The organism is Microbacterium sp. K27, assembly GCF_004794435.1.
Lineage (GTDB): Bacteria > Actinomycetota > Actinomycetes > Actinomycetales > Microbacteriaceae > Microbacterium > Microbacterium maritypicum_A.
In genome coordinates this window covers 316,151-342,064 of record NZ_SSDK01000040.1, presented here as the reverse complement: position 1 = coordinate 342,064, position 25,914 = coordinate 316,151, and the positions used below count along the sequence as shown (strand labels likewise).

General features: G+C 68.7%; 27 protein-coding genes. 20 read left to right on the top strand and 7 right to left on the bottom strand.

Annotation, left to right across the window (positions count from 1 at the left end; all coding sequences use genetic code 11):
* The first annotated feature begins 7 nt into the window (after positions 1 to 7).
* From cofE to DW307_RS11315, 5 genes are all read left to right on the top strand, one after another.
* A complete protein-coding gene (cofE, locus tag DW307_RS11335) occupies positions 8 to 778 on the top strand; it encodes a coenzyme F420-0:L-glutamate ligase (RefSeq protein ID WP_240750629.1) in 771 nt (256 codons plus the stop codon).
* The gene (gene fgd / locus DW307_RS11330; RefSeq protein ID WP_051671246.1) at positions 775 to 1,845 is read left to right on the top strand and encodes a glucose-6-phosphate dehydrogenase (coenzyme-F420); all 1,071 of its coding nucleotides are present in this window, start codon (positions 775 to 777) and stop codon (positions 1,843 to 1,845) included. Before cofE ends, fgd begins: the two co-directional genes overlap by 4 nt.
* A 10-nt stretch (positions 1,846 to 1,855) precedes the next feature.
* Complete coding sequence (cofC, locus tag DW307_RS11325; protein ID WP_136024774.1) at positions 1,856 to 2,527, top strand: 2-phospho-L-lactate guanylyltransferase; 672 nt, start codon at positions 1,856 to 1,858, stop codon at positions 2,525 to 2,527.
* Positions 2,524 to 3,552, top strand: a complete 1,029-nt coding sequence (cofD, locus tag DW307_RS11320; protein WP_136024773.1) for a 2-phospho-L-lactate transferase — start codon at positions 2,524 to 2,526, stop codon at positions 3,550 to 3,552. Before cofC ends, cofD begins: the two co-directional genes overlap by 4 nt.
* Positions 3,553 to 3,746: 194 nt before the next feature.
* A complete protein-coding gene (locus DW307_RS11315) occupies positions 3,747 to 4,160 on the top strand; it encodes a hypothetical protein (RefSeq protein WP_136024772.1) in 414 nt (137 codons plus the stop codon).
* Positions 4,161 to 4,180: 20 nt separating this feature from the next.
* On the opposite strand, the gene DW307_RS11310 is transcribed toward DW307_RS11315, so the two are convergent.
* The 3 genes from DW307_RS11310 to DW307_RS11300 are packed head-to-tail and all read right to left on the bottom strand — an operon-like array spanning position 4,181 to position 7,049.
* A complete protein-coding gene (locus tag DW307_RS11310) occupies positions 4,181 to 4,990 on the bottom strand; it encodes an ABC transporter ATP-binding protein (RefSeq protein WP_136024771.1) in 810 nt (269 codons plus the stop codon).
* A complete protein-coding gene (locus tag DW307_RS11305; RefSeq protein WP_205810466.1) occupies positions 4,987 to 6,057 on the bottom strand; it encodes a putative F420-0 ABC transporter permease subunit in 1,071 nt (356 codons plus the stop codon). The genes DW307_RS11310 and DW307_RS11305 overlap by 4 nt, the downstream gene beginning before the upstream one ends.
* On the bottom strand, positions 6,054 to 7,049 hold the full coding sequence (locus DW307_RS11300; protein ID WP_136024770.1) for a putative F420-0 ABC transporter substrate-binding protein: 996 nt from the start codon (positions 7,047 to 7,049) through the stop codon (positions 6,054 to 6,056). The genes DW307_RS11305 and DW307_RS11300 overlap by 4 nt, the downstream gene beginning before the upstream one ends.
* 152 nt (positions 7,050 to 7,201) lie before the next feature.
* Here DW307_RS11300 and DW307_RS11295 point away from each other — a divergent pair, with 152 nt between their 5' ends.
* The 8 genes from DW307_RS11295 (at position 7,202) to DW307_RS11260 (ending at position 13,812) form a co-directional block, all read left to right on the top strand.
* A complete protein-coding gene (locus tag DW307_RS11295) occupies positions 7,202 to 8,260 on the top strand; it encodes an alpha/beta hydrolase (protein WP_197703112.1) in 1,059 nt (352 codons plus the stop codon).
* The gene (locus DW307_RS11290) at positions 8,257 to 9,669 is read left to right on the top strand and encodes a dihydroorotase (protein WP_029268024.1); all 1,413 of its coding nucleotides are present in this window, start codon (positions 8,257 to 8,259) and stop codon (positions 9,667 to 9,669) included. Before DW307_RS11295 ends, DW307_RS11290 begins: the two co-directional genes overlap by 4 nt.
* Positions 9,666 to 10,640 carry an LLM class flavin-dependent oxidoreductase gene (locus DW307_RS11285; protein ID WP_136024769.1) on the top strand — a complete coding sequence of 325 codons (975 nt, stop codon included), beginning with the start codon at positions 9,666 to 9,668 and terminating at the stop codon, positions 10,638 to 10,640. The genes DW307_RS11290 and DW307_RS11285 overlap by 4 nt, the downstream gene beginning before the upstream one ends.
* 40 nt (positions 10,641 to 10,680) lie before the next feature.
* On the top strand, positions 10,681 to 11,508 hold the full coding sequence (locus tag DW307_RS11280) for an ABC transporter ATP-binding protein (RefSeq protein ID WP_021201485.1): 828 nt from the start codon (positions 10,681 to 10,683) through the stop codon (positions 11,506 to 11,508).
* Positions 11,505 to 12,338: an ABC transporter permease gene (locus DW307_RS11275; RefSeq protein ID WP_136024768.1), complete on the top strand. Its 834-nt coding sequence runs from the start codon at positions 11,505 to 11,507 to the stop codon at positions 12,336 to 12,338. The genes DW307_RS11280 and DW307_RS11275 overlap by 4 nt, the downstream gene beginning before the upstream one ends.
* Complete coding sequence (locus DW307_RS11270) at positions 12,335 to 13,168, top strand: ABC transporter permease (RefSeq protein ID WP_136024767.1); 834 nt, start codon at positions 12,335 to 12,337, stop codon at positions 13,166 to 13,168. The genes DW307_RS11275 and DW307_RS11270 overlap by 4 nt, the downstream gene beginning before the upstream one ends.
* A 135-nt stretch (positions 13,169 to 13,303) precedes the next feature.
* Positions 13,304 to 13,555, top strand: coding sequence for a type II toxin-antitoxin system Phd/YefM family antitoxin (locus DW307_RS11265; RefSeq protein WP_021201488.1), 252 nt, complete (start codon positions 13,304 to 13,306; stop codon positions 13,553 to 13,555).
* 8 nt (positions 13,556 to 13,563) lie between these two features.
* Positions 13,564 to 13,812, top strand: a complete 249-nt coding sequence (locus DW307_RS11260) for a Txe/YoeB family addiction module toxin (protein WP_021201489.1) — start codon at positions 13,564 to 13,566, stop codon at positions 13,810 to 13,812.
* 164 nt (positions 13,813 to 13,976) lie between these two features.
* Here DW307_RS11260 and DW307_RS11255 read toward each other — a convergent pair whose 3' ends face one another.
* Positions 13,977 to 15,053 (bottom strand): ABC transporter substrate-binding protein, encoded by a 1,077-nt coding sequence (locus DW307_RS11255; protein ID WP_136024766.1) that lies wholly within the window; start codon positions 15,051 to 15,053, stop codon positions 13,977 to 13,979.
* A 193-nt stretch (positions 15,054 to 15,246) separates the two neighbouring features.
* Between DW307_RS11255 and DW307_RS11250 the strand changes: the two genes are divergently transcribed.
* The 5 genes from DW307_RS11250 to DW307_RS11230 are packed head-to-tail and all read left to right on the top strand — an operon-like array spanning position 15,247 to position 19,543.
* On the top strand, positions 15,247 to 16,251 hold the full coding sequence (locus DW307_RS11250; protein WP_168441028.1) for an alcohol dehydrogenase catalytic domain-containing protein: 1,005 nt from the start codon (positions 15,247 to 15,249) through the stop codon (positions 16,249 to 16,251).
* 30 nt (positions 16,252 to 16,281) lie between these two features.
* The gene (locus tag DW307_RS11245) at positions 16,282 to 17,472 is read left to right on the top strand and encodes a CaiB/BaiF CoA transferase family protein (protein ID WP_136024764.1); all 1,191 of its coding nucleotides are present in this window, start codon (positions 16,282 to 16,284) and stop codon (positions 17,470 to 17,472) included.
* The gene (locus DW307_RS11240) at positions 17,472 to 18,335 is read left to right on the top strand and encodes an amidohydrolase family protein (protein WP_029260743.1); all 864 of its coding nucleotides are present in this window, start codon (positions 17,472 to 17,474) and stop codon (positions 18,333 to 18,335) included. Before DW307_RS11245 ends, DW307_RS11240 begins: the two co-directional genes overlap by 1 nt.
* Positions 18,336 to 18,356: 21 nt before the next feature.
* Positions 18,357 to 19,199 carry a DODA-type extradiol aromatic ring-opening family dioxygenase gene (locus DW307_RS11235; RefSeq protein WP_051671241.1) on the top strand — a complete coding sequence of 281 codons (843 nt, stop codon included), beginning with the start codon at positions 18,357 to 18,359 and terminating at the stop codon, positions 19,197 to 19,199.
* The gene (locus DW307_RS11230; RefSeq protein ID WP_021199426.1) at positions 19,196 to 19,543 is read left to right on the top strand and encodes a hypothetical protein; all 348 of its coding nucleotides are present in this window, start codon (positions 19,196 to 19,198) and stop codon (positions 19,541 to 19,543) included. The genes DW307_RS11235 and DW307_RS11230 overlap by 4 nt, the downstream gene beginning before the upstream one ends.
* A gap of 199 nt (positions 19,544 to 19,742) precedes the next feature.
* On the opposite strand, the gene DW307_RS11225 is transcribed toward DW307_RS11230, so the two are convergent.
* Positions 19,743 to 21,278, bottom strand: coding sequence for a hypothetical protein (locus tag DW307_RS11225; RefSeq protein WP_168441027.1), 1,536 nt, complete (start codon positions 21,276 to 21,278; stop codon positions 19,743 to 19,745).
* A gap of 101 nt (positions 21,279 to 21,379) precedes the next feature.
* Positions 21,380 to 22,369, bottom strand: coding sequence for a hypothetical protein (locus DW307_RS11215; protein ID WP_136024762.1), 990 nt, complete (start codon positions 22,367 to 22,369; stop codon positions 21,380 to 21,382).
* A 531-nt stretch (positions 22,370 to 22,900) separates the two neighbouring features.
* Between DW307_RS11215 and dnaB the strand changes: the two genes are divergently transcribed.
* Together dnaB and DW307_RS11205 are read left to right on the top strand one after the other, a co-directional pair.
* On the top strand, positions 22,901 to 24,274 hold the full coding sequence (gene dnaB, locus DW307_RS11210) for a replicative DNA helicase (RefSeq protein ID WP_017829839.1): 1,374 nt from the start codon (positions 22,901 to 22,903) through the stop codon (positions 24,272 to 24,274).
* Positions 24,275 to 24,766: 492 nt separating this feature from the next.
* A complete protein-coding gene (locus DW307_RS11205; RefSeq protein ID WP_021199430.1) occupies positions 24,767 to 25,210 on the top strand; it encodes a VanZ family protein in 444 nt (147 codons plus the stop codon).
* A 21-nt stretch (positions 25,211 to 25,231) separates the two neighbouring features.
* Here DW307_RS11205 and DW307_RS11200 read toward each other — a convergent pair whose 3' ends face one another.
* Positions 25,232 to 25,822, bottom strand: coding sequence for a DUF2165 domain-containing protein (locus DW307_RS11200; protein ID WP_136024761.1), 591 nt, complete (start codon positions 25,820 to 25,822; stop codon positions 25,232 to 25,234).
* Between the last annotated feature and the right edge of the window lie 92 nt (positions 25,823 to 25,914).

The window sequence follows — 25,914 nt, the reverse complement described above, 5'->3', positions numbered from 1 at the left end:
GGTGCTGATGTGGGGCTACATCTACGGCGACCAGTTCGGCCTCACGAGCAACATCAACGACATCCTCGTCGTCACCTCGAAGATCGTCTCCAAGGCCGAAGGCCGCTACGTACAGGCCGCCGACCGTGAAGAGGCGATCACCGCCGAGACCGTGCGCCTCGTGGCCTCGCGCACCTTCGACGGGCACACCATGCGCATCGTCGAGAACCGCTTGGGCATGGTCGCCGCGGCCGCCGGCGTCGACGCCAGCAACACCCCGGACGGCTGGGTGCTGCTGCTTCCCGAAGATCCGGATCGGTCGGCGCGTGCGCTCGCCGCCGGACTGCGGGCGGCCACGGGCGCCGAGGTCGGGGTGATCCTCAGCGACACCCTCGGTCGCCCCTGGCGAGAAGGTCAGACCGACGTCGCGATCGGCGGCGGGGGCGTGCACATGATCGCCGACCTCCGTGGCACGACCGACCAGGCGGGAAAGGTCCTGAACGTCACGACCCCGTGTGTCGCGGACGAGCTCGCCGCGGCCGCAGATCTGGTCAAGGGCAAGGCGAGCGGCAACCCGGTCGCCGTGGTGCGCGGGCGGGGCGACCTTGTCGGACCCCTCACCCTGCCCGGGGCCGCCAGCATCGTGCGCGGCGCGGAGCGCGACCTCTTCTGGCTGGGCACCGCCGAAGCACTCGACCAGGGATACCGCGACGGTTACGCCGCTGCGCTCGCGGACCTCGGCACCCAGGAACAGCACCTACACGCACAGCAGGAACCCGACACGAAGGATGCGACATGACACTGACCCTCGGATACAAGGCCAGCGCAGAGCAGTTCGACCCGCGGGAGCTGGTCGAGATCTCGGTCGCGGCCGAGGCGCACGGCATGCAGTCCGTGTTCGCGAGCGACCACTTCCAGCCCTGGCGCCACACCGGCGGCCATGCTCCGTTCTCGCTCACCTGGATGGCGGCGGTGGGCGAGCGCACGTCGAGCATCCGCATCGGCACCTCGGTGCTGACCCCGACCTTCCGTTACAACCCTGCCGTGCTCGCGCAGGCGTTCGCGAGCCTGGGCTGCCTGTACCAGGACCGCATCATCCTCGGCGTCGGCTCGGGCGAGGCGCTGAACGAGATCGCGACCGGATTCCGCGGCGCCGGGGAGCAGGAGTGGCCCGAGTTCAAGGAGCGCTATGCGCGGCTGCGCGAATCCGTGCGTCTGATGCGGGCGTTGTGGTCGGGCGACCGGGTGAACTTCGACGGCGAGTACTACTCCACGCACGACGCCTCGATCTACGACCGTCCCGAGGGCGGCATCCCGATCTACATCGCCGCGGGCGGACCGATGGTCGCGCGCTACGCCGGGCGCGCGGGCGACGGCTTCATCTGCACCTCGGGCAAGGGCCAGGAGCTCTACGTCGACCAGCTGCTCCCGGCCGTGAAAGAGGGGCTCGAGCAGTCCGAGCGCTCGTTCGACGACTACGACCGGATGATCGAGATCAAGCTGTCGTACGAGGAGACCCGGGAGGCGGCGTTGGAGAACACCCGCTTCTGGTCGCCGCTGTCGCTCTCGAAGGAGCAGAAGCACGACATCACCGACCCCGTCGAGATGGAGAAGGCCGCCGATGCGCTGCCGCTCGAGACCATCGCCAAGCGCTGGATCGTCGGGAACGACCCGGATGCCGTCGCCGCCGAGATCCAGCAGTACATCGACTGGGGCTTCAACCACCTCGTCTTCCACGCGCCGGGTCACGACCAGCGCCGGTTCCTGCAACTGTTCGAGCGCGACATCGCGCCCCGGCTGCGCGACACCGCCGTACTGCGCGACACCGCCGTACTGCGCGAGACTGCTGCCGAACTGCGCGGGTGAGGCGACGGAGATGATCCGCGGTTCGGGAGTCGGGGTGCCGCTGCCGGGAGTGCCCGCTCGTGAGTGGATCGTGGTGATCCCGGTGAAGCGCGCCGAGATCGGCAAGTCGCGGTTGCGCATCCCCGGCGTCGATCGCGAGCCCCTCGCCCGCGCGATCGCCCTCGACACGGTCGAGGCGGCCACCGCATGCGAGCGCGTCGCCGAAGTCATCGTCGTCACGAGCGACGAGGTCACGGCGACCGCTCTGCGTGTGCTGCCGCGGGTGCGACTGGTGCGCGACCGCAGCGAAGGGCTGACCGCGGCGATCGGGCTCGGCGTGAGCGCGGCCCCCGACCTGCGCCCTCGTGCCGTGATGCTCGGCGACCTGCCGGCGCTGCGCCCCGACGAGCTGGCCAGGGCGCTCGCGTTCGCCTCTTCGCACTCCCGGGCGTTCGTGCCGGACGCCGAGGGCACCGGCACCGTGCTCGCCACGGCGCGGGCGGGTTTCGACCTCACTCCGTGTTTCGGGGTGGACTCGGCCTCCGCACATCGCGCGGCCGGCTTCGTCGAGGTCGGGTTTCCCGTCTTGAGTGGTCTGCGACGTGACCTCGATCATGCCGAGCACCTGCGGGCCGCCCGCCGTGCCGGACTGGGCCCGCGCACTGCGGCGCTGGTCGACCGACCGCTGGTGCTCGCCTCATGACCGGCGGCGTCGCCGACACCTCCGATGGCCCGCGCATCGTCGTCCTCGCCGGTGGCGTCGGCGGATCGAAGTTCGTGGTCGGTGTGCGGGAGGCCGCACGGCGACGGTGGCCGGATGCCGCGGGAGGAACCCGAGCCGAGATCACGGGGATCGTCAACACCGGCGACGACCTGTGGCTCAGCGGCCTGCGGCTGCAGCCCGATGTCGACTCGATGATCTACGCGCTCGCCGGTGTCAACGACACCGCACGCGGATGGGGGAGGGAGGGCGAGAGCGAGCGCGTCGCCACCGAGTTGCAGGCATGGGGAGCCGGCTGGCCGTGGTTCACGTTGGGTGACCTCGACCTCGGTGCCCACATCGCCCGCACGGGCTGGCTCCGGGACGGCGCCTCCGTGACCGAGGTCGTCGATCGCCTCGCCTCCCGATGGCCGCTCGGCATCCGACTGCTGCCCATGACCGATACCGAAGTCGACACCCACGTGTTCACCGCCCGGGGTCGGATGCACTTCCAGGAGTGGTGGACCCGGCATCGTGCGACCCTCCCGGCGCAGCGGTTCGATGCGCCGGGGATCGCGCAGTCCGTGCCCGCACCCGGAGTGGTCGACGCGCTGTCTGCAGCGGACGTCATCCTGTTCGCCCCGTCGAATCCCGTGGTCTCGCTCGGGCCGATCCTCTCGGTCCCCGGCATCGCCGACGCCGTACGTGCCGCCCCCGGAGCCGTGGTCGGGGTGTCGCCGATCATCGCCGGTGCTCCCGTGCGCGGTATGGCCGACGCCTGTCTCGCCGCCATCGGTCTCGCCGCCACCGCCGACGCGGTCGGACACCACTACGGGGCACGCGCAGCCGGCGGACTGTTGGATGCGTGGCTCATCGCCGAGGAGGATGCTTCTCTCGCAGGCGGGCTCGAGGCGGCCGGACTGCGCGCGCCGGTGCATCCGCTGTGGATGCGCGATCTCGACACTGCGACGGCTCTCGCCGCCGAGGCTCTCCAATCGGCTGAGCTCGACGCGCACCAAACGTCATAGTCACAGGTCTCGAAAGACTGGCCGAAAGTTCCCAGTCTTTCGGCGTAATGACCGGGCCCCCACCGCCGTCTCTCCACTGTGAGGGTTGTCCGGCCGAAAGGGGGTCGGGCTGTGCGAGGGGTGAGGGAATCGTGAGTGGTCGAAGTCGAGTGGACCGGCTCTTCGAAGAGTTGGAGGTCGAGTGCGGCGCGAGTATGCAGTGCATCACGGAACGGGCGTCCGCCCTGCTGGGGCTGGACATCGAGGTCGACGTGTTGAACGAGGAGGAGTGGCGGGCCGTTCCGCGGTTCCTGCTCGTCGACGGTGACCGTGCGAGGATTCCGGTCCGCCGCTCCGATCCGCAGTGGTACCGACTGCACGTGGTGATCCACGAGCTCTCGCACCTGCTGTGCGGGCACACGCGATGCGAGAGTCTGCCCATGACCTTCGACCAGCTGCGGAAGCCCGCGCAGGTATGCGCGCTCGCCGGGGTGGGAGGGGGTGCCGGCTCCGTGGCACTCGACGACTGCCAGGAGCAGGTGGCGCTGGAGGCCGAGGCGGAAGCGCTCGCGCACCGCTTGGGCTCGTTCGTCCTCGCTCCGCAGTTCGCATCCGCCGAGCTCGTCTGAATCCCGATCGTCCGAGCCGGTCAGCGCGTGAGGGCGGGAGCCGCATCGAACACGATCAGCGGACGATCGCTGCCCGGCCGGAGGATCACCTCGGCGTCGACCTGCCAGACGCGCGCGATGAGCTCCCGCGTCAGCACCTCCTGTGGGGAACCCGCCGCCTGCACGTGACCGTCGGCGATCACGACGACTCGATCGGCGAATGCCGCCGCGTGATTGAGATCGTGCAGAGCAGCCAGCACGGTCATGCCGTCGCGCGCGAGGGACGCGAGGAGGGCGAGTGCGCCCAGCTGCGCGCGGATGTCGAGGTGGTTCGTGGGCTCGTCGCACAGCAGCAGCGCCGGTCGCTGAGCGAGGGCCCTCGCGAGGTTCACCCGTTGGCGTTCGCCGCCGGACAGGGTCGCGGCATCGCGCTCCGCGAACTCGAGCGCCCCCGCGCGGCCGAGAGCCGCATCGGTGGCGACGGCATCCGTCTGCGCCCCCTCGAACGACAGCCATCCGCGGTGGGGAAGCAGCCCGAGCCCCACGATGTCGCGCCCGGTCATCCCCTCGGCGGTCGACCACTCCTGCTCGACCAGGGCGACGCGCTGTGCGCGCTCCCGCCGCCGCATCGAGGGCAGCGATGCGCCGTCGAGCGCGAGGGCCTCGACCTCGCCCCGCAGGGTTCCGGCGATCAGCCGCAGCAGCGTGCTCTTGCCTGAGCCGTTGGGGCCGAGGAGAGCGGTCACCGAACCTCCGGGGGCGGTGATGTGCATGTCGTCGCAGAGGATCCGACGCCCGTGCGCGAATCGGATGCGTCGGGCATCGAGGCCGTCCTCACGCACTCCGGTCATGCGCGGCTCTTCCTCATACGCAGCATCAGCAGCGCGAACACGGGGCCGCCGATCAAAGCGGTGACGATCCCGACCGGGAGCTCGCGTGGCTCGAACACGGTGCGGGCGATGGTGTCGGCCCAGATGAGGAACACGGCGCCCGCGAGGAACGAGACCGGCAGCAGCGCGCGATGCCGGGCGCCGACGACCGCCCGAACCGCGTGCGGCAGGATCAGTCCGACGAAGCCGATCGACCCGCTCACCGCCACGAGCGCTCCGGTCAGCAGCGCCGTGCACACGAAGAGCAGTACGCGCAGCCGGGTCACCGGGATGCCGAGTGCCTCGGCCGCGGTGTCACCCAGTACGAGGGTGTCCAGTGGCCGGGCTGCAGCCAGCAGGGGGGCGGCGCAGACCACCACGGCGACCCCGGCGAGGGCGGCGTCCGCCCAGTCGGCACCTCCGAGGGAGCCGAGCAGCCAGCTGAGGATCTCACGGTAGCTGTCGTTCGTCGCGCTCCAGAAGATCACGAGGCTGGTCAGTGCCGCGAGCACGGCCGACACGGCGAGACCGGCGAGGACCACGGCGGTGGCTCCTGCGGAACCGGCCGCGCGCGCGAGGCCCAACGTGAGTGTCAGGGCGAGCAGCGCACCCGCGAACGCGGCGAACGGCAGTGCCACCGCCGCACCGAGCACGATGACGATCACCGCGCCGGTCGAGGCGCCGGAGGACAGACCGAGCAGGTAGGGATCGGCGAGCGGGTTGCGGGTGAGGGCCTGCATCACGGCACCGCACAGGGCCAGGCCGCCTCCGACCGCCGCGGCCGTGAGAACGCGGGGTACTCGCCCCTCCCAGATGATCGCGTCGCGGAGCGGGGTGAGGCCTGTGGCCGCGCCGGTCAGGTGCGACCACACGCTCGCCGCGAGCTCGGCCGGGGCGATGTCGGCCGGCCCGATCGCGACCGCGGCGACCACCGATCCCGCCAGGGCGAGCAGCAGCACCGTGATCGCCGAGACGGTACGTCCCCGGGGGTGGGGAGCGGATGCCGCCGTGACAGGGAGCGCCGTGCGCAGCGGAACCGTGACGCTCACTGCTCTCCGAGCTGCGTCACGATCGATTCCACGGCCTTCACGTTGCGGATGCCCGCCTCGGTCGCCGGGAAGTCGACCAGCACGTACCGCTCGTTCCGCACCGCGTCGAGCTGTGCGGTGACCGGGTTCGAGGTGAGCAGCGCGATCTTCGACGCGGCGGTGTTCCAGGCGGCGTCCACCAGCACGATCACGTCGGGGTCGGCCTCGGCGATCAGCTCCCACGAGCTCGACGTCCAGGTGTCGTGCACGTCGGCGAAGACGTTCTCGAGCCCGGCGGCCGACATGATCATCTCCGGCGCGCCGATGCCGGCGCCCACGAAGGGCTGGTCGGTGCCGGACGAGTACCAGAGCGCCGTGAGGCCACGGTCGTCGGGGGTGATCGCGTCGAGCTCTGCGCGCTGCTCGGCGATCAGCGCGCTCGCCGCCTCCGTCTCGCCGAGCAGTTGGCCGGCCTCCGCGAAGCCATCGAAGACCGTGTCGAACGTGAGCGGGTCGGGCATGTAGCCCGGAGCCTTGCAGGCCGCGGGGGTGACGTAGGTGGTGATGCCGAGATTCTGCAGGTCGGCTCGCTCACCGGCGCCGTCGACCGAGAAGTTCGACTCCCATCCGGCGAACACCAGGTCGGGCTCGAGGTCGAGCACGGCCTCCTTCGACGGCACCTTGTCGGAGACGACCGGGATGTCCTCGGCATCCGCCGCGAGATCGTCAGGCAGCGGGCCGTCGGAGAAGGCGGAGCCGATGATCCGATCCCCGGCGCCGAGGGCCAGCGCGAGTTCGAGAGTCGACGACTTCACGGTGAGGATGCGCTGCGGCGTGGCGCCGAGCGAGACCTCGGTGCCGCAGTTGTCGAGCACGATCGGCTCGGTGCTGGGGGTTTCGGCGTCGGGCGCTTCGGCCGATGACGCCGGCGCGCCGGCGCAGCCGCTGAGTCCGGCGGCGACGAGCAGGGCGAGGGCGGGGAGGGCGCCGAGGGCGCGGGCGGTGGCAGGCATGGTTCTCCGGGAGACGAGGACGGGAAGGGCGCAAGAGAGAGCACGTTCGCAGTCCAGGTCGGGACCACCGGCGTCGGCCAATCGGGTCGACGCGATGGGGTCATGGTAGCGCGGATACTGGATCCAAATCAATACTGGATTCTGGATCCAAAATGGATAAGGATGGGAAACGCCCCACCGCAGCGGCGCAGATCGCCGATCGCGACGCCGCGTTCAGCCGAGAGGAACCCATGCAGACCACACCCGTCTCGTACTTCAGCGAGGGTCAGCGCATCTCCGCCGTGTGGCGCACCCCCGATCACGCGGGGCCGTATCGCGCGATCGTTCAGGGCCCCGGTTGGCTCGGGCTGAAGGACGCCAAGCTCTACGTCCGCTACCACGAGGCCCTGGTCGAGGCCGGCTTCGCCGTGCTCGTGATCGACTACCGCGGCTTCGGCGACTCCGAAGGCGACCGCGGCTATCTCTCTCCGGCCTGGCAGCTGCAGGATCTGGTGAACGCCGTGACCTACCTGACCACGCGCGACGACGTGATCGCCGACGCGATCGGGGTCTTCGGCACCGGCGGCACCGGAGGCGGCAACGCCGTGCTCCTCGCCGACGCCGACCCGCGTATCAAGGCCGCGGTCAGCCAGGTGCCGGTCGCCGACGGCGAGGACTGGCTGCACCGCATGCGCAGCGAGTACGAGTGGCTCGACTTCCAGAAGTCCCTCGAAGAGGACCGCCGCCTGCGCGTCGCCACGGGGGAGGGGCGGATCGTGCACCCCCGTGAGGAGATCATGATCCCCACGGCCGAGCGTCGGGCGACGAAGATCAAGGCCGACGTCGACGACCGCATCCCGACAGCCGTGCCGCTCGCGTGCGCCGAGGGCATCATCGCGTACCGGCCGATCGACGCGGCAGGCCGCCTGACCACACCGCTGCTCGTGATCGGCGTCGAAGGCGACGCCACCACCCCGACCGACCACGCCGAGGCGCTTTACGAGGCGGCACGTGGACCGAAGCAGCTCATCATGCAGCGGCACACCACCCACTACGCCGCCTACGACGCGTACTGGGAGCAGACCACCCCGGTGATCGTGGGCTGGTTCGACCGGTACGTGCGCCCGGCGCACCTCATCCACCGGTCTTCGCCGTCGCCCGCGATCGGCGAATCCATCACCACCGAAACCGTGCAGACACAGTCCGACAGCAAAGAGGAGGTCGCGCGATGAGCGTGGATCTGAAGATCACCGGCGGCACCGTCGTCACCCCCGCAGGGCCGGTCCTGGCCGACCTGCTCGTCGCCGACGGCAAGGTCGCGGGCATGGTCGCGGCCGGTACCGACGTCGCGGCTGCGCGCACGATCGACGCCGCGGGCAAGCTCGTGCTTCCTGGCATGGTCGACGTGCACGTGCACACCCGCGAACCCGGCTACGAGCACAAGGACGACATCTACACGACGAGCCTGCAGGCCGCGGCCGGTGGCGTCACCACGATGTTCGGGATGCCCAACCTCAAGCCGCCGACCACCGACGTCGCCACGTTGACCGACGTGTTCCACCGGTATGAGGAGTCGTCGATCGTCGACTGGAACCACAACCCCGCGCCGACGAAGTTCGATGAGATCGCCGGCATGAGCGAGATGGGCATCCGGGCGTACAAGATCTACATGGTCGTCGACACGGGCCGCGACTACCCGCACCCCTCCGGCACCGGCATCCACAACCACGGCCACCTGCTCGAGATCATGGATCACATCGCCCAGACCGGCAAGCGCTTCATCGTGCACCCGCACGACCAGGCGCTCATGGATTACATCGAGGGCGCCTACCTCGCCCGCGGCGAGAACACCCCCGAGGGCTACGCCTCCGCCTACGCCGCGCGCGAGGGTGTGATCTGGGACACGGCCATCGACGTCGTGCTGCGTCTCGCCGAGGCCTCCGGCTGTCCCGTGCACATCGCGCACATCCAGACCCGACGCTCGATCGAGGCCGTTCGGCGCGCCAAGCAGAACGGCATCGACGTGACCTGCGAGGTCAACCACTGGGCGCCGTTCCTGTCGACCTGGAACGACGTCGAGACCCTCGGCCCGTACGCGCTCAGCTACTGGGTGCCCGACGACAACCGCGCGGCCGTCTGGGAGGGCATGCGCGACGGCACGATCGACATCGCCGCCAGCGACCACGCCCCGCACACGCGCGAGGAGAAGGAGGTCGGGTGGACGCAGATGTGGAGTTCGCACACCGGCACCCCCGGCATCCAGTACTACTACGAGCTCATGCTCGACGCGGTCAACAAGGGCGAGCTCGACCTGCAGCGCGCGATCGACATGGTCGCCCACATCCCCGCCGCCAAGTTCGGCCTGGAGGGTGTGAAGGGATCGCTCACGATCGGGGCGGATGCCGACATCGTCATCGCCGACCTCGCCGACGAGTGGACGATCACGAATGACGGCGTGCTCTCGAAGATCGGCTGGACCCCCTACGACGGGCGCACCATCAGCGCGCGCATCCAGCGCACGCTCGTGCGCGGTGTCGACGTCTATGTCGGCGACGAGGTCGTCGGCGACCGCACTTTCGGAAAGCTCGCCGCATCGGCGGAAGACAGGGCGGCATTCGCCGCTGGAGAGGAACTGACATGAAATTCGGACTGCTGCTGCCGCACTTCGGCGAGGAGGCGAGCAAGGAGAAGCTCCTGGAGGGATCGAAGCTCGCGGAGAGCTTCGGATTCGACTCCGTCTGGGTGCGCGATCACCTGGTCTTCGAGCCGCACGGCGAGATGGAGAAGCCGAACCGCACGTTCTACGACGCGCTGACGACTCTCACTGCCATCGGTGCCGTCACCGACAAGATCGAGCTCGGCACCGGATCGCTCATCCCGTTCCGGCACCCGCTCGTCACCGCTCTCATGGCAGGCACGATGACCCAGCTGCTCGGCCCGCGCCTGATCCTCGGCTTCGGCGCCGGAACGTTCGATCACGAGTTCGACGCGATCGGCTGGGGCGAGCTCGACCGCGTCGAGATGGTGCGCTCGAACGCCGAGATCCTGCGCCGCGTCTTCACCGAGAACGATGTCACCTACGACGACGGCATCTTCACATTCGAGAACGTCACGATCGAGCCCAAGCCCGTGGGAGGACGCATCCCGTTCTGGTACTGCGGCGCGACCCCGCGTTCGGCCCGTCTCGCGGCGGAGTTCGCCGACGGGTGGATGCCGGGACGCACGGGCCTGCTCACCATGGAGAAGCGCATCAAGACCATGCGTGAGATGACGGACGAGAACGGCCGCCCGATGCCGACCATCGCCGTCATCCCGCCCACGTCGATCGAGGACACCCGCGAAGAGGCGCTCAAGCACGTGAACATCCCGGGCCTTCTCGCCTGGGCGAACAAGGCCAAGTTCGCGGTGAAGCCGCCGTCCGGCAGCTTCGAGACCGTCGAAGACCTCGAAGGACAGCTCATCGTCGGCAGCCCCGACGAGGCGGTCGAGCAGATCAAGCGGTTCGAGGAGGTCGGCACCGAGCACCTGGTGTTCGACTTCCGCTTCAAGTTCGATCGGTTCTTCGAGCAGATCGAACTCCTCGGCACCGAGGTGCTTCCGAAGCTGCGATAAGTCGCGCACCGACGCGCGGCGATGAGACGAGAGGTCGACGATGACTGACGTGAATGACACCGCACGGGACTCGGCGGATCCGCTGATCTCGGTCACCGGGCTCTCGGTGAGCTATGACGTCGCGCGGACGGGAAAGAAGCTGATAGCCATCGAAGACGTCGACCTCGACGTGTTCGAAGGTGAGTTCATCACGGTGCTCGGCCCGTCGGGGTGCGGAAAGACGACGTTCATGAACGTCATCGCCGGCCTCGTCGCGCCGAGCACCGGGGCCGTCCTCGTCGATGGGAAGCAGGTCGACGGCCCTGGTCCCGACCGGGCTGTTGTCTTCCAGGACTACGCCCTGCTGCCCTGGCGCACCGTGTTCGACAACGTGAAGTTCGGACTCGAGATGCAGAAGGGCCTGCGCACCGCCGACTGGCGGGCGAAGGTGCAGGAGGCCATCGAGATGGTGGGGCTCGCGGGATTCGAGTCGTCGTACCCCCGTGAGCTCTCCGGCGGCATGCAGCAGCGCGTCGGGCTCGCCCGCGCGTTCGTCGCGGAACCGCGCATCCTGTTGATGGACGAGCCGCTCGGTGCCGTCGACGCCCTCACCCGCGAGGTGATGCGCGACGAGATCGAGAAGCTCATCGAGGCGACGGGCAAGACCGTCCTCTTCATCACGCACTCGATCGAGGAGGCCATCCTCCTCGGTGACCGCATCGTCGTCTTCAAGAGCCACCCCGGTGCGATCAAGGAGATCATCACGACCGGCATCCCGCGCCCGCGCTCGGAACGGTCGGTGCAGCACGATCCGCGCTTCCTCGAACTCCGCGACCACCTCTGGGAGGCGCTGGAGGGTGAGGCCACGGCAGCGGCGGTGTCGAAATGACCGCGCTGCTCGCCACCGGGCCGAACCTCGGCAGGGGTGGCCTCGCCGCCTGGCTCGCGGGGCTGAGCGCCCGGGGCAAGGCGGCGGTCATCGCGATCGAGGTCGTCGTGCTCCTCGTGCTCTGGCAGCTGGTCGTCGGGGCGTTCGGCTGGATCAGTCCGGTCTTCCTGCCGCCGCCTCTGGCCATCGCGCAGGGGTTCGGCGAGATCGTGGCGAACGGATCGCTCGCCGCCAACGCCGGCATCTCGGTGCAGGCGTGGCTGACCGGTTTCGCGCTCGCGGTGGTCGTCGGCATCCCGGTCGGGCTCCTGATGGGAACATCGCTTCCTGTCGACCGCGTGATCGGTCCGATCGCGTGGACGATCTACGCCACGCCGTCGATCGCCTATCAACCGCTGGCGAAGGCGTGGTTCGGATTCGGCATCGGTCCGGTGATCTTCCTCGTGACGATCAGCGCGATCTTCCCGATCCTGCTCAACGTCGCCGCGGGCATGCGCACCACGAACCCGTCGATCATCCGCGCCGCCCGCGTGTACGGGGCAGGGCGGATGCGGCTGTATCGCTCGGTGTACCTGCCGTCGACGATCCCGTTCCTGTTCGCGGGGCTGCGGCAAGCGGTCGTCCTCGCCACGATCGGCATGGTCGTGGCGGAGCTCGCGGGCTCGTCGAGCGGCATGGGCGCGCTCATCATCCGCGCCTCGAACACGTATCAGACCGACCAGGCGTTCGCCGCGATCGCCGTCGTCGTGCTGTGGAGCGTGGGCATGACCCAGGTGGTCACGGCCATCGAACGCGGGGTCGCGCCGTGGACGAGGAAGGGCACGCGATGAGCGTCGTCTCGGCAACCGGAACCGTCCGCATCGTGCGGCCGCGGCGTGTGGTGCGCTCCGGCGAGGGAAAGTGGACCCTGCTCCTGATCGGGGTGATCGCCGCAGTGCTGCTCCTGTGGGAGGCGGCGGTCAGCTGGTTCCACTGGATACCGGCGGCCTTCCTGCCCGCACCGACCGCGGTGGCCGTGGCGTTCGGCCAGCTCATGGTCGACCCCGAGTTCTGGAGCGCTTTCGCGTTCAGTGTCACCAACCTGCTGATCGGCCTCGCGATCGCGATCGTCGTCGGGGTCGTCGTGGGGCTTGCGGTCGGCTGGTCGCCGGTGCTGCGCTTCATGGTCGCCCCGTTCCTGTGGGTGCTGTACTCCACGCCCAAGGTCGCGCTCGCCCCGCTGTTCATCCTCGGCCTGGGCCTCGGCAGCGAGTCGAAGATCGCCCTCGTGATCCTGCTGGCGGTGTTCCCGATTCTGCTGAACACGATGGAGGGCGCGGTCACCGTGAACCCTTCGCTCGTCAACGCGGCCAGGGTGTACGGCGCGAAGGGGATCGGCCTCGGCTGGAAGGTGATCTTCCCCGCCACGCTGCCCTACAGCCTCTCCGGCATCCAGCGCGGTGCGGCCCTCGGCTTCACGGGCGAGGTGCTCGGCGAGTTCCTCGGCGGCACCGGCGGCCTCGGTCACCTGCTCGAGTTCGCCGCATACCAATTCCGGATGGACGAGGCCATCGCGATGGTCGTGGTGATGGTCATCATCGCCAACCTCACGCTGCTGGTCATCTCGATCCTCCGGCGCCGGCTCGCGCCCTGGTACGACGAGCGCAAGATCGTCGGCTGACCGGCACCGACGCAGACTCCCGACGCCCCTCGACTCCCGACCCCCGTCTCATGCGCGACGGGGGTCGGGTCCGTTCGGCGGGCATTCACTCGCGATCGAGTGGTACGCTTTGTTGTACCACTAGGGAGGTGGAGGATGTCCGCGATCTCGGCTACCGAGGCCCGCAAGAGCCTGTTCGGCCTTATCCAGCAGGTGAACGATGACCATGCGCCCGTCGAGGTCGTCTCCCGACGTGGGAACGCCGTCATCATGTCGAAGGACGACTACGACGCCCTCACGGAGACGGCGTACCTGCTGCGAAACCCTGTGGGTGCAGAGCGACTTCTCTCGGCGATCGAGCGTGCGCGCCGCGGTGAGGCCGAGCAGCACGACCTGATCGACGAGTGACTCGGAGATTGGCCTTCGACCCCCATGGGTGGGAGGACTACACGTACTGGCAGGGCCAGGATCGCAAGACGCTGAGGCGGATCAACCAGCTCATCGCCGACGTTCTCCGTGATCCCTTCGAGGGCATCGGGAAACCGGAGCCGCTGAAGCACGTGCTCTCCGGGGCGTGGTCCCGCCGCATCGACCAGGCCAATCGCCTCGTCTACTACGTGAGCGACGAGCAGATCGTCATTCTCCAGGCTCGCGACCACTACTAGGACGCGGGCCGAAGGGCCGTCTAGTCGACTGCCGGCTGGGTGTGAAGTGGCATCGCTCTGTATCCCGCGGGAGTTGCGGGGCCTAAGCGAACACGCCAGCCTGAACAGACGAAGAGGCCCCACCGCCATGCGCAACGGTGGGGCCTCTCGTGCGAGTCGGCGACTCACGGGTAGGTCAGCGTGGCCGGTCCCTCGTTGTCGAGGCCCAGCAGCTCTTGCGCCTTGCGGAGGTAGACGAGCTGCTCGTCATCGAACTCCAGCGGTTCGAGCTTCTGCGTCTCGATGGTGGTGTCCCACGCCTCGCCGTCGAAGTACAGGTTCGGGCAGGCGAGGTGTCCGTCGAGGATCCAGACGCTGTCCGAATCACGCAGTTCCGCGACGTCGAAGTCGTTGGCCTCGTAGATGTCCAGCGCCTCCTCCGCGTTCTCGGGGAACTCGCCGGGCGCGGGCGCCGTCATGAAGTCGGTGCCCTTGAGCGTGGCCCGCAGGAACCGGACGAGGGTGTTCGGATTCTCCTGCGCCCACTTCGTGCCGGCGATCTGCACGTCGTTCGCCCAGTTGCGCAGCGACTCGACCACGATGTTCGCGCCGTGAGCTTCGAGTGCTGCCCTGTCGTCGGCGTAGAACGGCTGCAGGCTGATCTTGTCGTTGACGAAGAACTCCGTCCACGACTCCGATCCGGGGCCCGGGTAGACGACCTCGGTGTTTACGGATGCGACGTCCCAGCCCTCCTCTTTCAGCACCTGGGCGCGCTGGAACTCGGCGGGGTCGCCGGGAGTGCCGGCCAGCACGATCGACGTGCCGTCGAGGTCGTCGACGCTCTTCACATCGGACTGCACCGCGAAATCGAAGTTCTGCCGGCAGTAATGGCCGGAGACCAGATCGATCTCGACACCGCCGCGGATGGCGTCGATCACGGTGCCGGTCGACTCGACGCCGATGTCGGCACTGCCGCTGGCGACGGCGGCCGTGACGTTGTCGGCGGTGATGACCTCGACGGTGAGGCCCTCGTCTTCGTAGTAGCCGAGGTCGGACGCCAGGACGAACATCGAGTACATCGTGATGTCGGGGAAGGGGATGGCCACCGTGATGCTGGTGTCCTCCGCGGCTCCGGGTTCGCCGTCGCCGAGGTCGACGGGCCCTTCCGGTGTCGGCGTCGGCGAGGCGCAGGCGGCGAGCAGCGTCAGTGCTGCTGCGCCCCCGACCACGGCGATGCCGAGTCTGTTTCGTGTCGTGCGCATGACTCTCCATTCGGGCAAGTGCGTGCGACTCCTCCGTGGAGTGGGGCGCCTCACGCGGATTTTGGGATACGGTATCCAATTTGGAATCGGGTGTCCATGGTTTGCGGGATATCGTGCTCGAACAGGGTCTAGACGACCGTGCTGAAAATTGGATACAGTATCCCAAACAGATTCCCGCGATGAAGAGGTGAAGATGCGTGCCGCCGTGCTGAGCCGTCATGACCTGGACGGGCTGACCGTCGCGGTCGCGGATGTCCCGGTACCCGGCGACGGCGAAGTGCTCGTGCGCGTCGAGACGGTCGGGGTGAATCAGCTCGACCTCAACGTCATCGCCGGTGTCGGCCCAGGAGCACGGGCGCAGCTGCCTCGCATCCTCGGGATCGACCCGGCCGGCGAGATCATCGCCGTCGGAGCGGGTGTCGACCAGAAGCGGATCGGCCAGACCGTGGTGGTCAAACCCAACATCGCCTGCGGGCAGTGCGCTCATTGCCAGGCCGGAGACGAAGCCGATTGCCCGAACCAGACCGTCGTCGGCGTGCACCGCGACGGGGGAGCGGCCGAGTACGTCGTCGTCCCCTCCCGCAACGCGATCGACCGCCACGGCCTCGACGCGGCACAGGCGACCGCCGTGGTGCACAGTGCCTCCATCGTGATCAACGCCGTGCGCACGGTCGCGCTCGCCGCGGGCGACAGGGTGCTCGTCACCGGCGCGGGCGGCACCCTCGGCCGTGCGGCGGTGGCCATCGCACTCGCTCGCGGGGCCCAGGTCGTCGCCGCGTCGCGCCGTACTCTCGCACCGCTCGGAGACGAGCAGCTCATCCAGGCTTCGGGAGCTGCCGCGCTGGCGGCGGCCCTCGACGGGGGAGAAGGGTTCGACGTCGTGCTCGATGTCTCCGGCCACGCTCCGACCCTGAGCGCCGGGATCTCGGCGTTGCGGTGGGGAGGTCGGGCCGTGTTCTGCGCGGCATCCGTCGACAGCGACCTGCGCATCGACGCCCGCGACTTCTACCTGCGTCGCAAGCGGCTGTCGGGTGTGGCCAGCGCACGCTACGACGATGTGGCCGAGGCTCTCGCGCTCGCCGCCGCCGGGGCCCTGCCCTCGCTCGTCGGCTGCCGCTACGCGCTGGACGACATCGCCACGGCGTATCGCGATTTCCCCCGCAAGGGCGACGGGAAGGTCGTCGTCGATGTGCGCTGACCGCCCTCGGTATCGAAGAGGAGACCAGAAGTGACGAATTCCGCATCACCCGGCGCGGGTGCGCTGGCCGGGATCCGCGTGGTCGAGCTGGGCCAGTACATCTCGGGTCCGTTCGCGGCCAAGCTGCTCGCCGACCTCGGCGCCGACGTCGTCAAGGTCGAGTCGCCCGAGGGGGACCCGATGCGTCGATGGGAGGGGCGGGCGACCATGAGTCCCCAGTTCGCCGCCTACAACCGGGGCAAGCGCGGGGTCGTGCTCGACCTCAAGAGCGCCGAGGGGCTCGCTGCGCTGTTCGGCCTGGTCGACGATGCCGACATCGTGCTGGACAACTTCCGCCCCGGTGTCGCCGAGCGGCTCGGGTTCGGCCCCGATGCGCTGCACGAACGCAACCCGCGGGTGATCACGTGCTCGATCACCGGTTTCGGCCCCACCGGGCCGGCCGCGAAGCGCCCTGCCTACGACACCGTGATCTCGGCGACCGGGGGAATGTACAGCCAGGTGGTCCCGGCCTCCACTATCCGTCCGCTGGGGCCTGCGTTCTCCGATCTGCTGTCGGGGATGTCGGCCGTACAGGCCGTGCTCGCCGCCCTGCATGCCCGTGACGTCAGCGGGGTGGGCGAGCATGTCGAGGTCACGATGGTGGGTGCCCTGCTCGACTTCCTCACCGAGTCCGCTTCGGCGTTCCTCGAGACCGGACAGGTCTCATCGCCCGACTCGCGTCCGCGCCGCGCGCAGGCCTACGCCTGCCGGGGGTCCGACGACAAGGCCTTCGTGATCCATATGTCGGTGCCGGAGAAGTTCTGGACCGGACTGCTCGACGTGCTCGAGCGGCCCGATCTCGCCGACGACCCGCGCTTCTCGACCCGGGAAGCGCGCGTGCGCAACTATGACGAGCTCGACGTGGTGCTCAAGGAGATCGCCGCCACGCGACCCCGGCAGTACTGGCTCGACCGGCTCGCCGCGCACGACATCCCGCACGGTCCGCTGAACACGATGGGCGACCTGTTCGACGATCCGCAGATCGCGAGCATGGGCCTGGTCGAGGAGATCGAGGGGCCTGATGGCGTGCTGCGCGTCCCGGTGCCCAGCATCCGGTTCCAGCGGTCCGGTCGACCCGAGCTGCGACACGCGCCGGCGCTCGGCGCCGACACCGAGGAGATCACGGGACTGCGGACCGAATCTGAATCCGAACCCGCACGAGCGAAGGAAGGGGCAGCCTGATGTCCGGTATCGACGACATCGTCGCGATCGACGTGCACACCCACCCGCAGACCGAGGAGTTCATCGCGGCGATGGGCCAGCGGCACTCCCAGATGTCGGCGCACTTCGGGCGCGAGCGGCCGGTGGTGTCGTTCGCCGAGCAGGCCGATCAGTACCGCGACCGCAAGATGATGGCCGTGATCGTGAACTCCGACTCGGAGACCACGAGCGGAATCAAGGGTGCACCGAACGACCTCCTCGGCAAGGCGCAGCAGGACCACCCCGATGTGTTCCTCGCCTTCGCCGGCATCGACCCGTGGAAGGGCGAGGCCGCGGTCGCCGAGATCCGTCGGATGCACGCCGAGTACGGCATCAAGGGCGTCGGCGAACTCAACCCGTCGCGGCAGAAGTTCCTCGCCAACGACCGTCGCTTCTTCCCGATCTGGGAGACCTGCGCCGAACTCGGGCTCGTGGTGATGTTCCACTCCGGGTTCCCCGGCGCCGGTGCGGGTACTCCCGGTGGCGGCGGGTATCGGCTCGAGAACGCACGCCCCGTGCCGTACATCGACGACGTGGCCGCAGAGTTCCCCGAGCTGAACATCATCAGCGCGCACCCGGCATGGCCGTGGCACCTCGAGAACCTGGCGATGGTGTGGCACAAGTCGAACGTGTACCTCGACCTGTCGGGGTGGGCGCCGAAGTACCTGCCGCCCGAGGTGGTCCGCTACGCCGATTCGCTGATCTCCGACCGGGTGCTCTTCGGGTCGGACTGGCCCGTGATGACCGCCGACCGCTGGATGGCCGAGTTCGATGAGCTCGGGCTCAAGGAGGAGTCGCGCCGGAAGATCCTGCTCGACAACGCACGCACGCTGTTCCGACTGTGAGCGCGAAGGAAGGAGCCGAACGTGGCTGAACTGGTGATGGCCGCAGCGACCCCGCACAACCCGCTGCTGTGGCGGGCGATGCGCGAGCCGATGCCCGACGATCTCGTGACGGTCGAGGCGAACTTCCGTCGCATCCGTGAGGCGATCTCGGATGCCGGGGTCGACACTCTCATCGTGCTCGGCACCGACCACGTGCGGCAGTTCTTCTCCGACAACTCACCTGCCTTCATCGTCGGCAAAGCCGCCTCGTACCACGGCACCTACGAGAACGAGGTGCGCACCTTCGGCATGGAGTACGCCGAACTGACCGGCAACCCGGAGCTGGCGACGCAGATCACCGGCCGCGAGGTGCTGCCCGAGACCATCGACTTCTCGGTATCGCACGAGTGGCGGCTCGACCACAGCTTCGTGCTGCCGCTGCAGTACGTGCGTCCGGAGCTCGACCTGCCGATCGTGCCGATCCACGCGAACTCGATCCTCCCGCCGCTGCCGACCGCCGCCCGCTTCGCCGCTCTCGGACACCACCTGCGCACCGCGGTCGAGTCCTGGGACAGCGACGCCAGAGTGGGCCTGCTCACCTCGGGGCACATGGCAACCGACGTAGGCGGCCCGCGCACGTTCAACGGCTCGCCCGATCCGGAGTTCGACGCCGAGGCGGTCGGGTGGATGCGTGACGGCGACCTCGACGGGGCGATCGCCGGATGCCGGTTCGACCGCATCATGGCCGCCGGCAACGTCACGTATCAGTACGTGAACATCGTCGCCGCGCTCGCCGCCATGCAGGGGCGTCCGGCCGAACTCGCGGAGGCCACGACCTCGCGCTTCGCCTCCAGTCCGTTCTTCCTCTGGAGGGCCGCATCGTGAGCCGGTACATGATGAACAAGTTCATCCGCGCCGTCGAGATGAGCACCGCGAACGTGAACGCCTACGTCGCCGACACCGAGGGGTTCGTCGACGGGTGGCTCGCCGGGGGAGCGGGGCCCGACGCGGTCGCCGACGACCGGGTGCTGACGCCCGAGGAGCGCACCGCCTTCGTCAACCGCGACTACGGCGCGCTCTACGGTCTGGGCGCGCATCCGTATCTGCTGTGGCACTTCACCGAAGCCGTCTACGAGCACGAGTACACCGAGGGCTTCGGATGGCGCGAACTCGTCGAGCGATACCGGGCCGCGATCATCCCGTACGGCGAGGTCGACGACATCCCCTGACCTCCTGGAACGCCTGTGCGCAGGCGCGACGGATGCCCCGTGGGTGGGGTTTCCACGGGGCATCCGCCCATTCTGCGCCGGCGTCGAACGACGGTGTGAGCTGGGGGCTACGAATCCGTCGACGTGTGGGGTGGACGCAGCGGCGCACCGGCGGTGCGGGTCTCCTCCCCCGAGGACGGCCGCACCACCGGCGTCCTCACTACGCCGTCACGAGACGACGTCGCAGGAGTCCGGCGCTTCCGAGGAGGAGCAGGACGGCGGCGAGTGCGAGCAGTCCGACCGGCGACGGAGCGCCGGTCATCGCGAGCCCTGACGCCTGACCGGTCGTCGCCGCGCCCGAGGCGAAGGCGGCTCCGGCCGTCGAGACCGGAGTCGTTCCGGGCGTCGTTCCCGGGTTGGTTCCGGGGTCGGTACCGGGATCCGTTCCGGGGTCGGTACCGGGATCGGTGCCGGGGTCGGTTCCCGTGCCGGGGTCGGTCACCGTCGCCTCGCCGATCACGGAGATGGCGTTTCCGCCCAGCGTGATGGGAAGGCTGATCGGCAGCGCCAGTTGGGTGCCGCCGAGGATGCCGTCGGTTCCGGTGGTGGTGTTGCCTCCGGTGGTGGGGGCGGTTCCTCCGGCGCTGCTGCCGGTGCCGGTGCGGGTGACGGTGGCGTCGTCGAGGACCGAGATCGCGTTGCCGGTCACGCTGATGGGGGCCGTGATGGGTGCCGTGATCTGGGTGCCGCCGAGGACGCTGTCGGTTCCGGTGGTGGTGTTGCCTCCGGTGGCGGGGGCTGCCGGTGCGGTGGTGTTTCCACCGGTGCCGGTGCCGGTGCGGGTGACGGTGGCGTCGTCGAGGACGGAGATCGCGTTCCCCGACACCGTGACCGGTGCCGTGACGGGCGCCGTCGCCTGCGTGCCGCCGAGGATCGCGTCTTCGCCCGACGTTCCCGCCGACGTGGCGGGAGCGGGGGGAGCGGTCGAGCCGGCGGTGCCGGTTCCCGTGGAGCTCGTGTCACCGAGCAACGAGATCGCGTTCCCCGACACCGTCACCGGTGCCGTGATGGGCGCGATGACCTGTGTGCCGCTGCCGATGCCGTCGTCACCGGATGTGGTCGCACCCACGGGAGCGGAGGAGGCCGGTGCTGCGGCCCCCTGCCCGTTCGGAGTGGTGCTCTCGGTGTCGCCGACCAGCGACACGGCGTTGCCCGTGACGGTGACCGGGGCGTTGACCGCGAGCAGCGCCTGCGTGCCCGAGAGCACACCGTCCAGACCGTTCGTGGTCACGAGAGGCGCTTCGGCCTGGGGAGCCGGGCTCGGGGAAGTGGCGGCCGGGGCGCTGGTCGTCGATGTGTCGAGCACGCTCACCGCGTTGTTCGACACGGTGACGGGAAGGTTCACGGTCACCGCGGCCTGAGTGCCGGATGCCGTGCCCGAGTCACCGCTCGTCTGTGCGGGTGCGGGTGCGGGTGCGGGTGCGGGTGCCGGGGCAGGCGCGGGCGCGGGTGCGGGTGCCGGGGCAGGCCCGGGCGCCGGAGCCGGGGCAGGCGCGGTGGACACGGCGTCGCTCAGCACCGAGATCGCGTTGTTCACGACCGAGATCGGTGCGGTGATCGCTGTCTCCACCTGTGTGCCGGAGAGCAGTCCGTCGTCTCCGGTCGTCTCAGCCGCGTTCGCGGCCGTCGCGCCGAGGAGCGTGATGCCCCCGGCGATGAGCGTGCCCCAGAGGGCCCGCTTGATGAAAGTACGCATGATCGTTCTCCTGACTGGATGGATCGTCTGATGGGTGCGCGCGATCACATGCGCGCGCAGCACGGCATCTGTCGTTCCCGGGGGAACGACGTGACGATCCGTCAGTCAGGAGAGACGTCGGTGTCGGCGACCGTCGACGAGGGAAGCTCGTCGTCGGAGGCGCCGGATGTCCGCTCGCCAGCACGGAGCGGAGAAGAGTTCGCGTCGCTGAGGCGCGCGGGGGATGCGCCGCTCCCGCCGCCGGAACCGGCGGAGGAGGACGCGGGGACTGTGGTGCCTGGCGGGCTCCCCGACGGGGGAGCAGTGGGCACAGAAGTGGCGTCGTCGGTGGTGGCGCCGATCGCGGTGGTGAGCGCGCCAGACGACGGGGACACGGTCGACGGCACAGCTGTCGGCGAGACCGCCGGCGTCGCTGCGGAGTTCTCCGTCGCGGGGGCGGCCGTCGGGGGGACCGGGGCCTCGGCGACGTTCGCGGGACCTTCGCCGGATCCAGGCGTCGTCGTCGACGGGTTGAGCGCTTCGAGCACGGGCGGAACCGTCTCGTTCGTGACGTTCCCGAGAAGAGCAGTGGTGTCATCGACGACGCCGACGACGTCACCCACCGCGGAGATCAGACCGAGGTCGGAGACGAGTCCGCCGACCACGGGGACGCGGGAGACCGCGTCGAGAATCGGATCGGTGATCTGAGAGACCGGTGCGTCGGTCAGGGCATCGGTGACAGGGGTGACGACCGCGGTCGCGGTCTCGGTCACGGTGTTCACAACGGGTGCGACGGCCGGACCGACGACGGGTGCGTTCACGATCGGCTCGGTCACGGTGGCGACCACGGCGGGGACGGCCTGCTGCACGGGCGCGACCACCTGTGTCACCACGGGGGCGACCACCTGCGTGACGACCGGGGTCACGGGGGCCGTGACGGCCGACACCGTGTCGCTGACGAGCGAGGTGAGTCCGTCGAGCGGGCCGTCCTGTTCGTCCGCGTGCGCGGATCCGCCCGCGAGGAGAACCGTGAGCGTCGCCCAGGCGAGCACGCCGATGCCACCCCAGAAGACGGCGGCAGGTATGCCGCGTCGGGTGGCCCGAACGTCCACGTCGACCTCCCCCTCCGAAGGCAACGTACGTCGACGCCGTTGCGTCGATTGGGGCTGACGATACTCGCGCACGGACGTCGTGTCTAGAGGGTTCTCCGCGCGTTTCCGGGGATGTCCGGGTGTGACGCGCCCGGAGAAATCTCGGCTTGACTTTCCCCAAGTTCTACACATCCCATCCCCGCGGAGGGCAACCTTCAATGCCCGATTTAAACTGATTTCCATCCACAGGCTGGGGAAACGATAAACGCCAGTTCAAGTGAAATAAAAAAGTTTCGTATCCCGGTCCTCCACGGGGTTATCCACACCTGTTGTGCACAGACACTCCGAGTTTGTTCGCACGCTCTCCACAGAGTTATCCACAGGCCGTCTTGCATGTGGAAACAGTCGCTCGTAGCGTGGGCGGGCGACCGAATGTCGGAGGCAGCTGTTTTGCTGTTCAGAGCGGTGTGAGGGCCGAAGGCCGCACGGGCCCCGCCGTCGAAGCGTCTCATCAGAACATCGCATCGGAAACGTCGCATCGAAGGGAAGACTGTGTCGATCGCTGACATCTCAGAGGAGCGCATGGGCGCGAAGCGCGCGCCGGAGCGCACGCCTCCCCACGACCTTCTCGCCGAGCAGAGCGCGCTGGGCGGAATGCTCCTGTCGAAGGATGCGGTCGCCGATGTGATCGAGACGCTCAAGGGTGCCGACTTCTACATCCCGAAGCACGAGCTCATCTTCGAGGCCATCCTCTCGTTGTACTCCCATGGCGAGCCCACCGATGTCGTTGCCGTCACCGACGAGCTCATCAAGACAGGCGAGCTCGGCCGCGCCGGCGGTGCCGACTACCTGCACACGCTGACGTCGATCGTCCCCACGGCGGCCAACGCCGGCTACTACGCGGGCATCGTCTCCGAGCGCGCGATCCTGCGCCGGCTCGTCGATGCGGGCACGCGCATCGTGCAGCTCGGGTACGCCGGTGAGGGCGATGCGACCGACATCGTCAACAACGCGCAGGCCGAGATCTACTCGATCACCGGATCCGAGACCGCCGAAGACTACGTCCCGCTGCAGATCGCCGTCGACGCCGCGCTCGAGGAGATCGAGGCCGCCAGCGGCCGCGACGGATCGATGACCGGAGTGCCGACCGGCTTCAAAGAGCTCGACGAACTGACGAACGGCCTCCACGGCGGGCAGATGATCGTCGTCGCTGCTCGACCCGCCATGGGTAAGTCCACGCTCGCGCTCGACTTCGCGCGCGCCGCATCCATCGGCCACAACCTCCCCTCCGTCTTCTTCTCCCTCGAGATGGGCAAGAGCGAGATCGCCATGCGTCTGCTCAGCGCCGAGGGTGCGATCCCGCTGCAGAACATGCGAAAGGGAAACCTCGACCCGCGCGACTGGACCACCGTCGCCGCGACCCGAGGGCGCATCAACGACGCCCCGCTCTACATCGACGACAGCCCGAACATGACGCTCGTCGAGATCCGCGCGAAGTGCCGTCGACTCAAGCAGCGCGAAGGACTGCGCATGGTCATCATCGACTATCTGCAGCTGATGACGTCGGGCAAGCGCGTCGAGTCGCGTCAGCAGGAGGTCTCGGAGTTCTCCCGAAGCCTCAAGCTCATCGCCAAGGAGCTGCAGGTTCCGGTCATCGCCCTCTCGCAACTGAACCGTGGTCCCGAGCAGCGCACCGACAAGAAGCCCGCGATCAGCGACCTGCGAGAGTCGGGCTCGATCGAGCAGGACGCCGACATGGTCATCCTGCTGCACCGCGACTCGGTGTACGACAAAGACGTGCGTCCGGGCGAGGCCGACCTGATCGTGGCCAAGCACCGTAACGGTCCGACCGCCACGATCACCGTCGCGTTCCAGGGGCACTACTCGCGCTTCATGGACATGGCCCCCGGCGGCGACTTCAACTGAGCGTCGGCTCCGTCGCTCACAGCGGGTGGGAGCGAGGAGAGTGAAGTCGATGGGATCCGGTTCGCGGTCGCCTCGACGAAGCCATTCGATCGCTTCATAGAGGTCGTCACCGATGCGCGTCAGTGAGTTGAAGCGAGACGTGTGGAAGATCGGCAGTTCGCCGTCGTCGTCTCGGGCACCGGTGTCCCAGGCGAGGTAGTCGCCGTTCTCGCTCATCGCGAAGACGACGAGGCGCTCTGCGATGCTCCAGGAGCCGTCGGGTTCGATCTTCCAGTCGTACCCTTCGGCCCGCCCTTCCCGGAAGTCACGGTGCAGCGCCCCGGTCAGGTATCAGCCCCGACCCACCACGCCGTCGCCGAATCCGGAGGGGACCGGCGTGTAGATGAGCCAGAGCCCGACGGTCAGATTCCATCGCGGTTCGCTCTCCACCCCCGAATGCTACCGACCGAAACGCATACGCTCACGCAACATCGGATGCGGTGAGGTGGGCGTATGGCTCACTCCGCTCACTCTCGCCCGTCGTCCGGCCCGCGGTTCCTCGTCGCGGGCCTCGCGGCTCTGGCGGTCGTCGCCGTCACGCTGACGCCGCGCCGGTTCGCGAGCCCTGCTCGTGCGCTCTTCATGGACCTCGCCCATGTCTTCGCGGCGCCTCTGGTCGAGCCGATGACCTTCATCGAGGTGGAGAGCACCCTCAACGCACTGCTCTTCGTCCCTCTCGGAGCCGCGGTGGCGCTTGCGCTCAGCCGGCGGCTCTGGATGCTCGCGCCCGTGCTCGTCTTCTGTGCGTCGTTCGCGATCGAGAGTGTCCAGGCCGCGATCCCTGGGCGTGTCCCTGACGTGCAGGACATCGTGTGGAACACGATCGGCGGGATCATCGGCGCCGTCGCGGTGGGAATCGTGCGAGGGCTCTGGGCCCTGGGGCGACGGCGTTCGTGAGGACGCCGTGGGCCCACGCGCCTATCGGGCGGCGTCGCGCCGAGGCGGAGCGTCATCCCATCGGGGTGACGGGAGGTGCAGCAGCACCAGACCGATGCCGGCGATCACGGAGTTGCGGAAGGCGGGGTCGAGCCCGTTCCACGACGTGGAGCGCCACATCTGGAACCACTCGCCGCCGATGGAGATGAATCCGCCCACGAAGAGCAGGATGATCATCACGAGTCCGATCGACGACCACACGCGGGCGGCGTGGAAGCCGTGGCCGAGGAATCCGCGCACGAAGAACACGACCGCGACGATCAGGACGATCGCGCTCAGCGACTCCCAGATGATCACGCCGATGTACGCGATGTTCCACAGCACGGGATTGTCGATCGCCCGCCACATCACGTCAGGGTCGAGACCTTTTCCGGCCTCCTGGCCGAAGTTCGTGGTGTCCATCGCGAGCACGTGCTGCACGAAGTCGAAGTTCGTGCCGTAGTCGGTGATGTTGCCGAGGGCGACGAGGAAGATGTAGAGCCCGTTAACGAGGACGAGCGCGGCTGCGGCGAAGGGCAGCGAGCCGAGAAGGTGCCAACGAGGTGAGTGCACCGGTGCGTCGGTCGTAGTCATGACCAGACAGTATCGGTCGGCTGTCCTCGCGTCGAGGGGAGCCGAGGCAGCCTCCGGATACCGTGGAGAGGAGCGATCGTGAGCGCACGGTG

Excerpts from the sequence above, each read along its gene's own strand:
- DW307_RS11275 (WP_136024768.1), top strand. The coding sequence starts at position 11,505 with ATGACCGCGCTGCTCGCCACCGGGCCGAACCTCGGCAGGGGTGGCCTC.
- DW307_RS11265 (WP_021201488.1), top strand. The coding sequence starts at position 13,304 with ATGTCCGCGATCTCGGCTACCGAGGCCCGCAAGAGCCTGTTCGGCCTT.
- DW307_RS11280 (WP_021201485.1), top strand. The coding sequence starts at position 10,681 with ATGACTGACGTGAATGACACCGCACGGGACTCGGCGGATCCGCTGATC.
- DW307_RS11270 (WP_136024767.1), top strand. The coding sequence starts at position 12,335 with ATGAGCGTCGTCTCGGCAACCGGAACCGTCCGCATCGTGCGGCCGCGG.
- cofC (WP_136024774.1), top strand. The coding sequence starts at position 1,856 with ATGATCCGCGGTTCGGGAGTCGGGGTGCCGCTGCCGGGAGTGCCCGCT.
- DW307_RS11295 (WP_197703112.1), top strand. The coding sequence starts at position 7,202 with ATGGATAAGGATGGGAAACGCCCCACCGCAGCGGCGCAGATCGCCGAT.
- DW307_RS11285 (WP_136024769.1), top strand. The coding sequence starts at position 9,666 with ATGAAATTCGGACTGCTGCTGCCGCACTTCGGCGAGGAGGCGAGCAAG.
- fgd (WP_051671246.1), top strand. The coding sequence starts at position 775 with ATGACACTGACCCTCGGATACAAGGCCAGCGCAGAGCAGTTCGACCCG.
- DW307_RS11255 (WP_136024766.1), bottom strand. The coding sequence starts at position 15,053 with ATGCGCACGACACGAAACAGACTCGGCATCGCCGTGGTCGGGGGCGCA.
- DW307_RS11300 (WP_136024770.1), bottom strand. The coding sequence starts at position 7,049 with ATGCCTGCCACCGCCCGCGCCCTCGGCGCCCTCCCCGCCCTCGCCCTG.
- DW307_RS11200 (WP_136024761.1), bottom strand. The coding sequence starts at position 25,822 with ATGACTACGACCGACGCACCGGTGCACTCACCTCGTTGGCACCTTCTC.
- cofE (WP_240750629.1), top strand. The coding sequence starts at position 8 with ATGTGGGGCTACATCTACGGCGACCAGTTCGGCCTCACGAGCAACATC.
- DW307_RS11315 (WP_136024772.1), top strand. The coding sequence starts at position 3,747 with ATGCAGTGCATCACGGAACGGGCGTCCGCCCTGCTGGGGCTGGACATC.
- DW307_RS11310 (WP_136024771.1), bottom strand. The coding sequence starts at position 4,990 with ATGACCGGAGTGCGTGAGGACGGCCTCGATGCCCGACGCATCCGATTC.
- cofD (WP_136024773.1), top strand. The coding sequence starts at position 2,524 with ATGACCGGCGGCGTCGCCGACACCTCCGATGGCCCGCGCATCGTCGTC.
- DW307_RS11225 (WP_168441027.1), bottom strand. The coding sequence starts at position 21,278 with ATGCGTACTTTCATCAAGCGGGCCCTCTGGGGCACGCTCATCGCCGGG.
- DW307_RS11205 (WP_021199430.1), top strand. The coding sequence starts at position 24,767 with ATGGCTCACTCCGCTCACTCTCGCCCGTCGTCCGGCCCGCGGTTCCTC.
- DW307_RS11290 (WP_029268024.1), top strand. The coding sequence starts at position 8,257 with ATGAGCGTGGATCTGAAGATCACCGGCGGCACCGTCGTCACCCCCGCA.
- DW307_RS11250 (WP_168441028.1), top strand. The coding sequence starts at position 15,247 with ATGCGTGCCGCCGTGCTGAGCCGTCATGACCTGGACGGGCTGACCGTC.
- DW307_RS11240 (WP_029260743.1), top strand. The coding sequence starts at position 17,472 with ATGTCCGGTATCGACGACATCGTCGCGATCGACGTGCACACCCACCCG.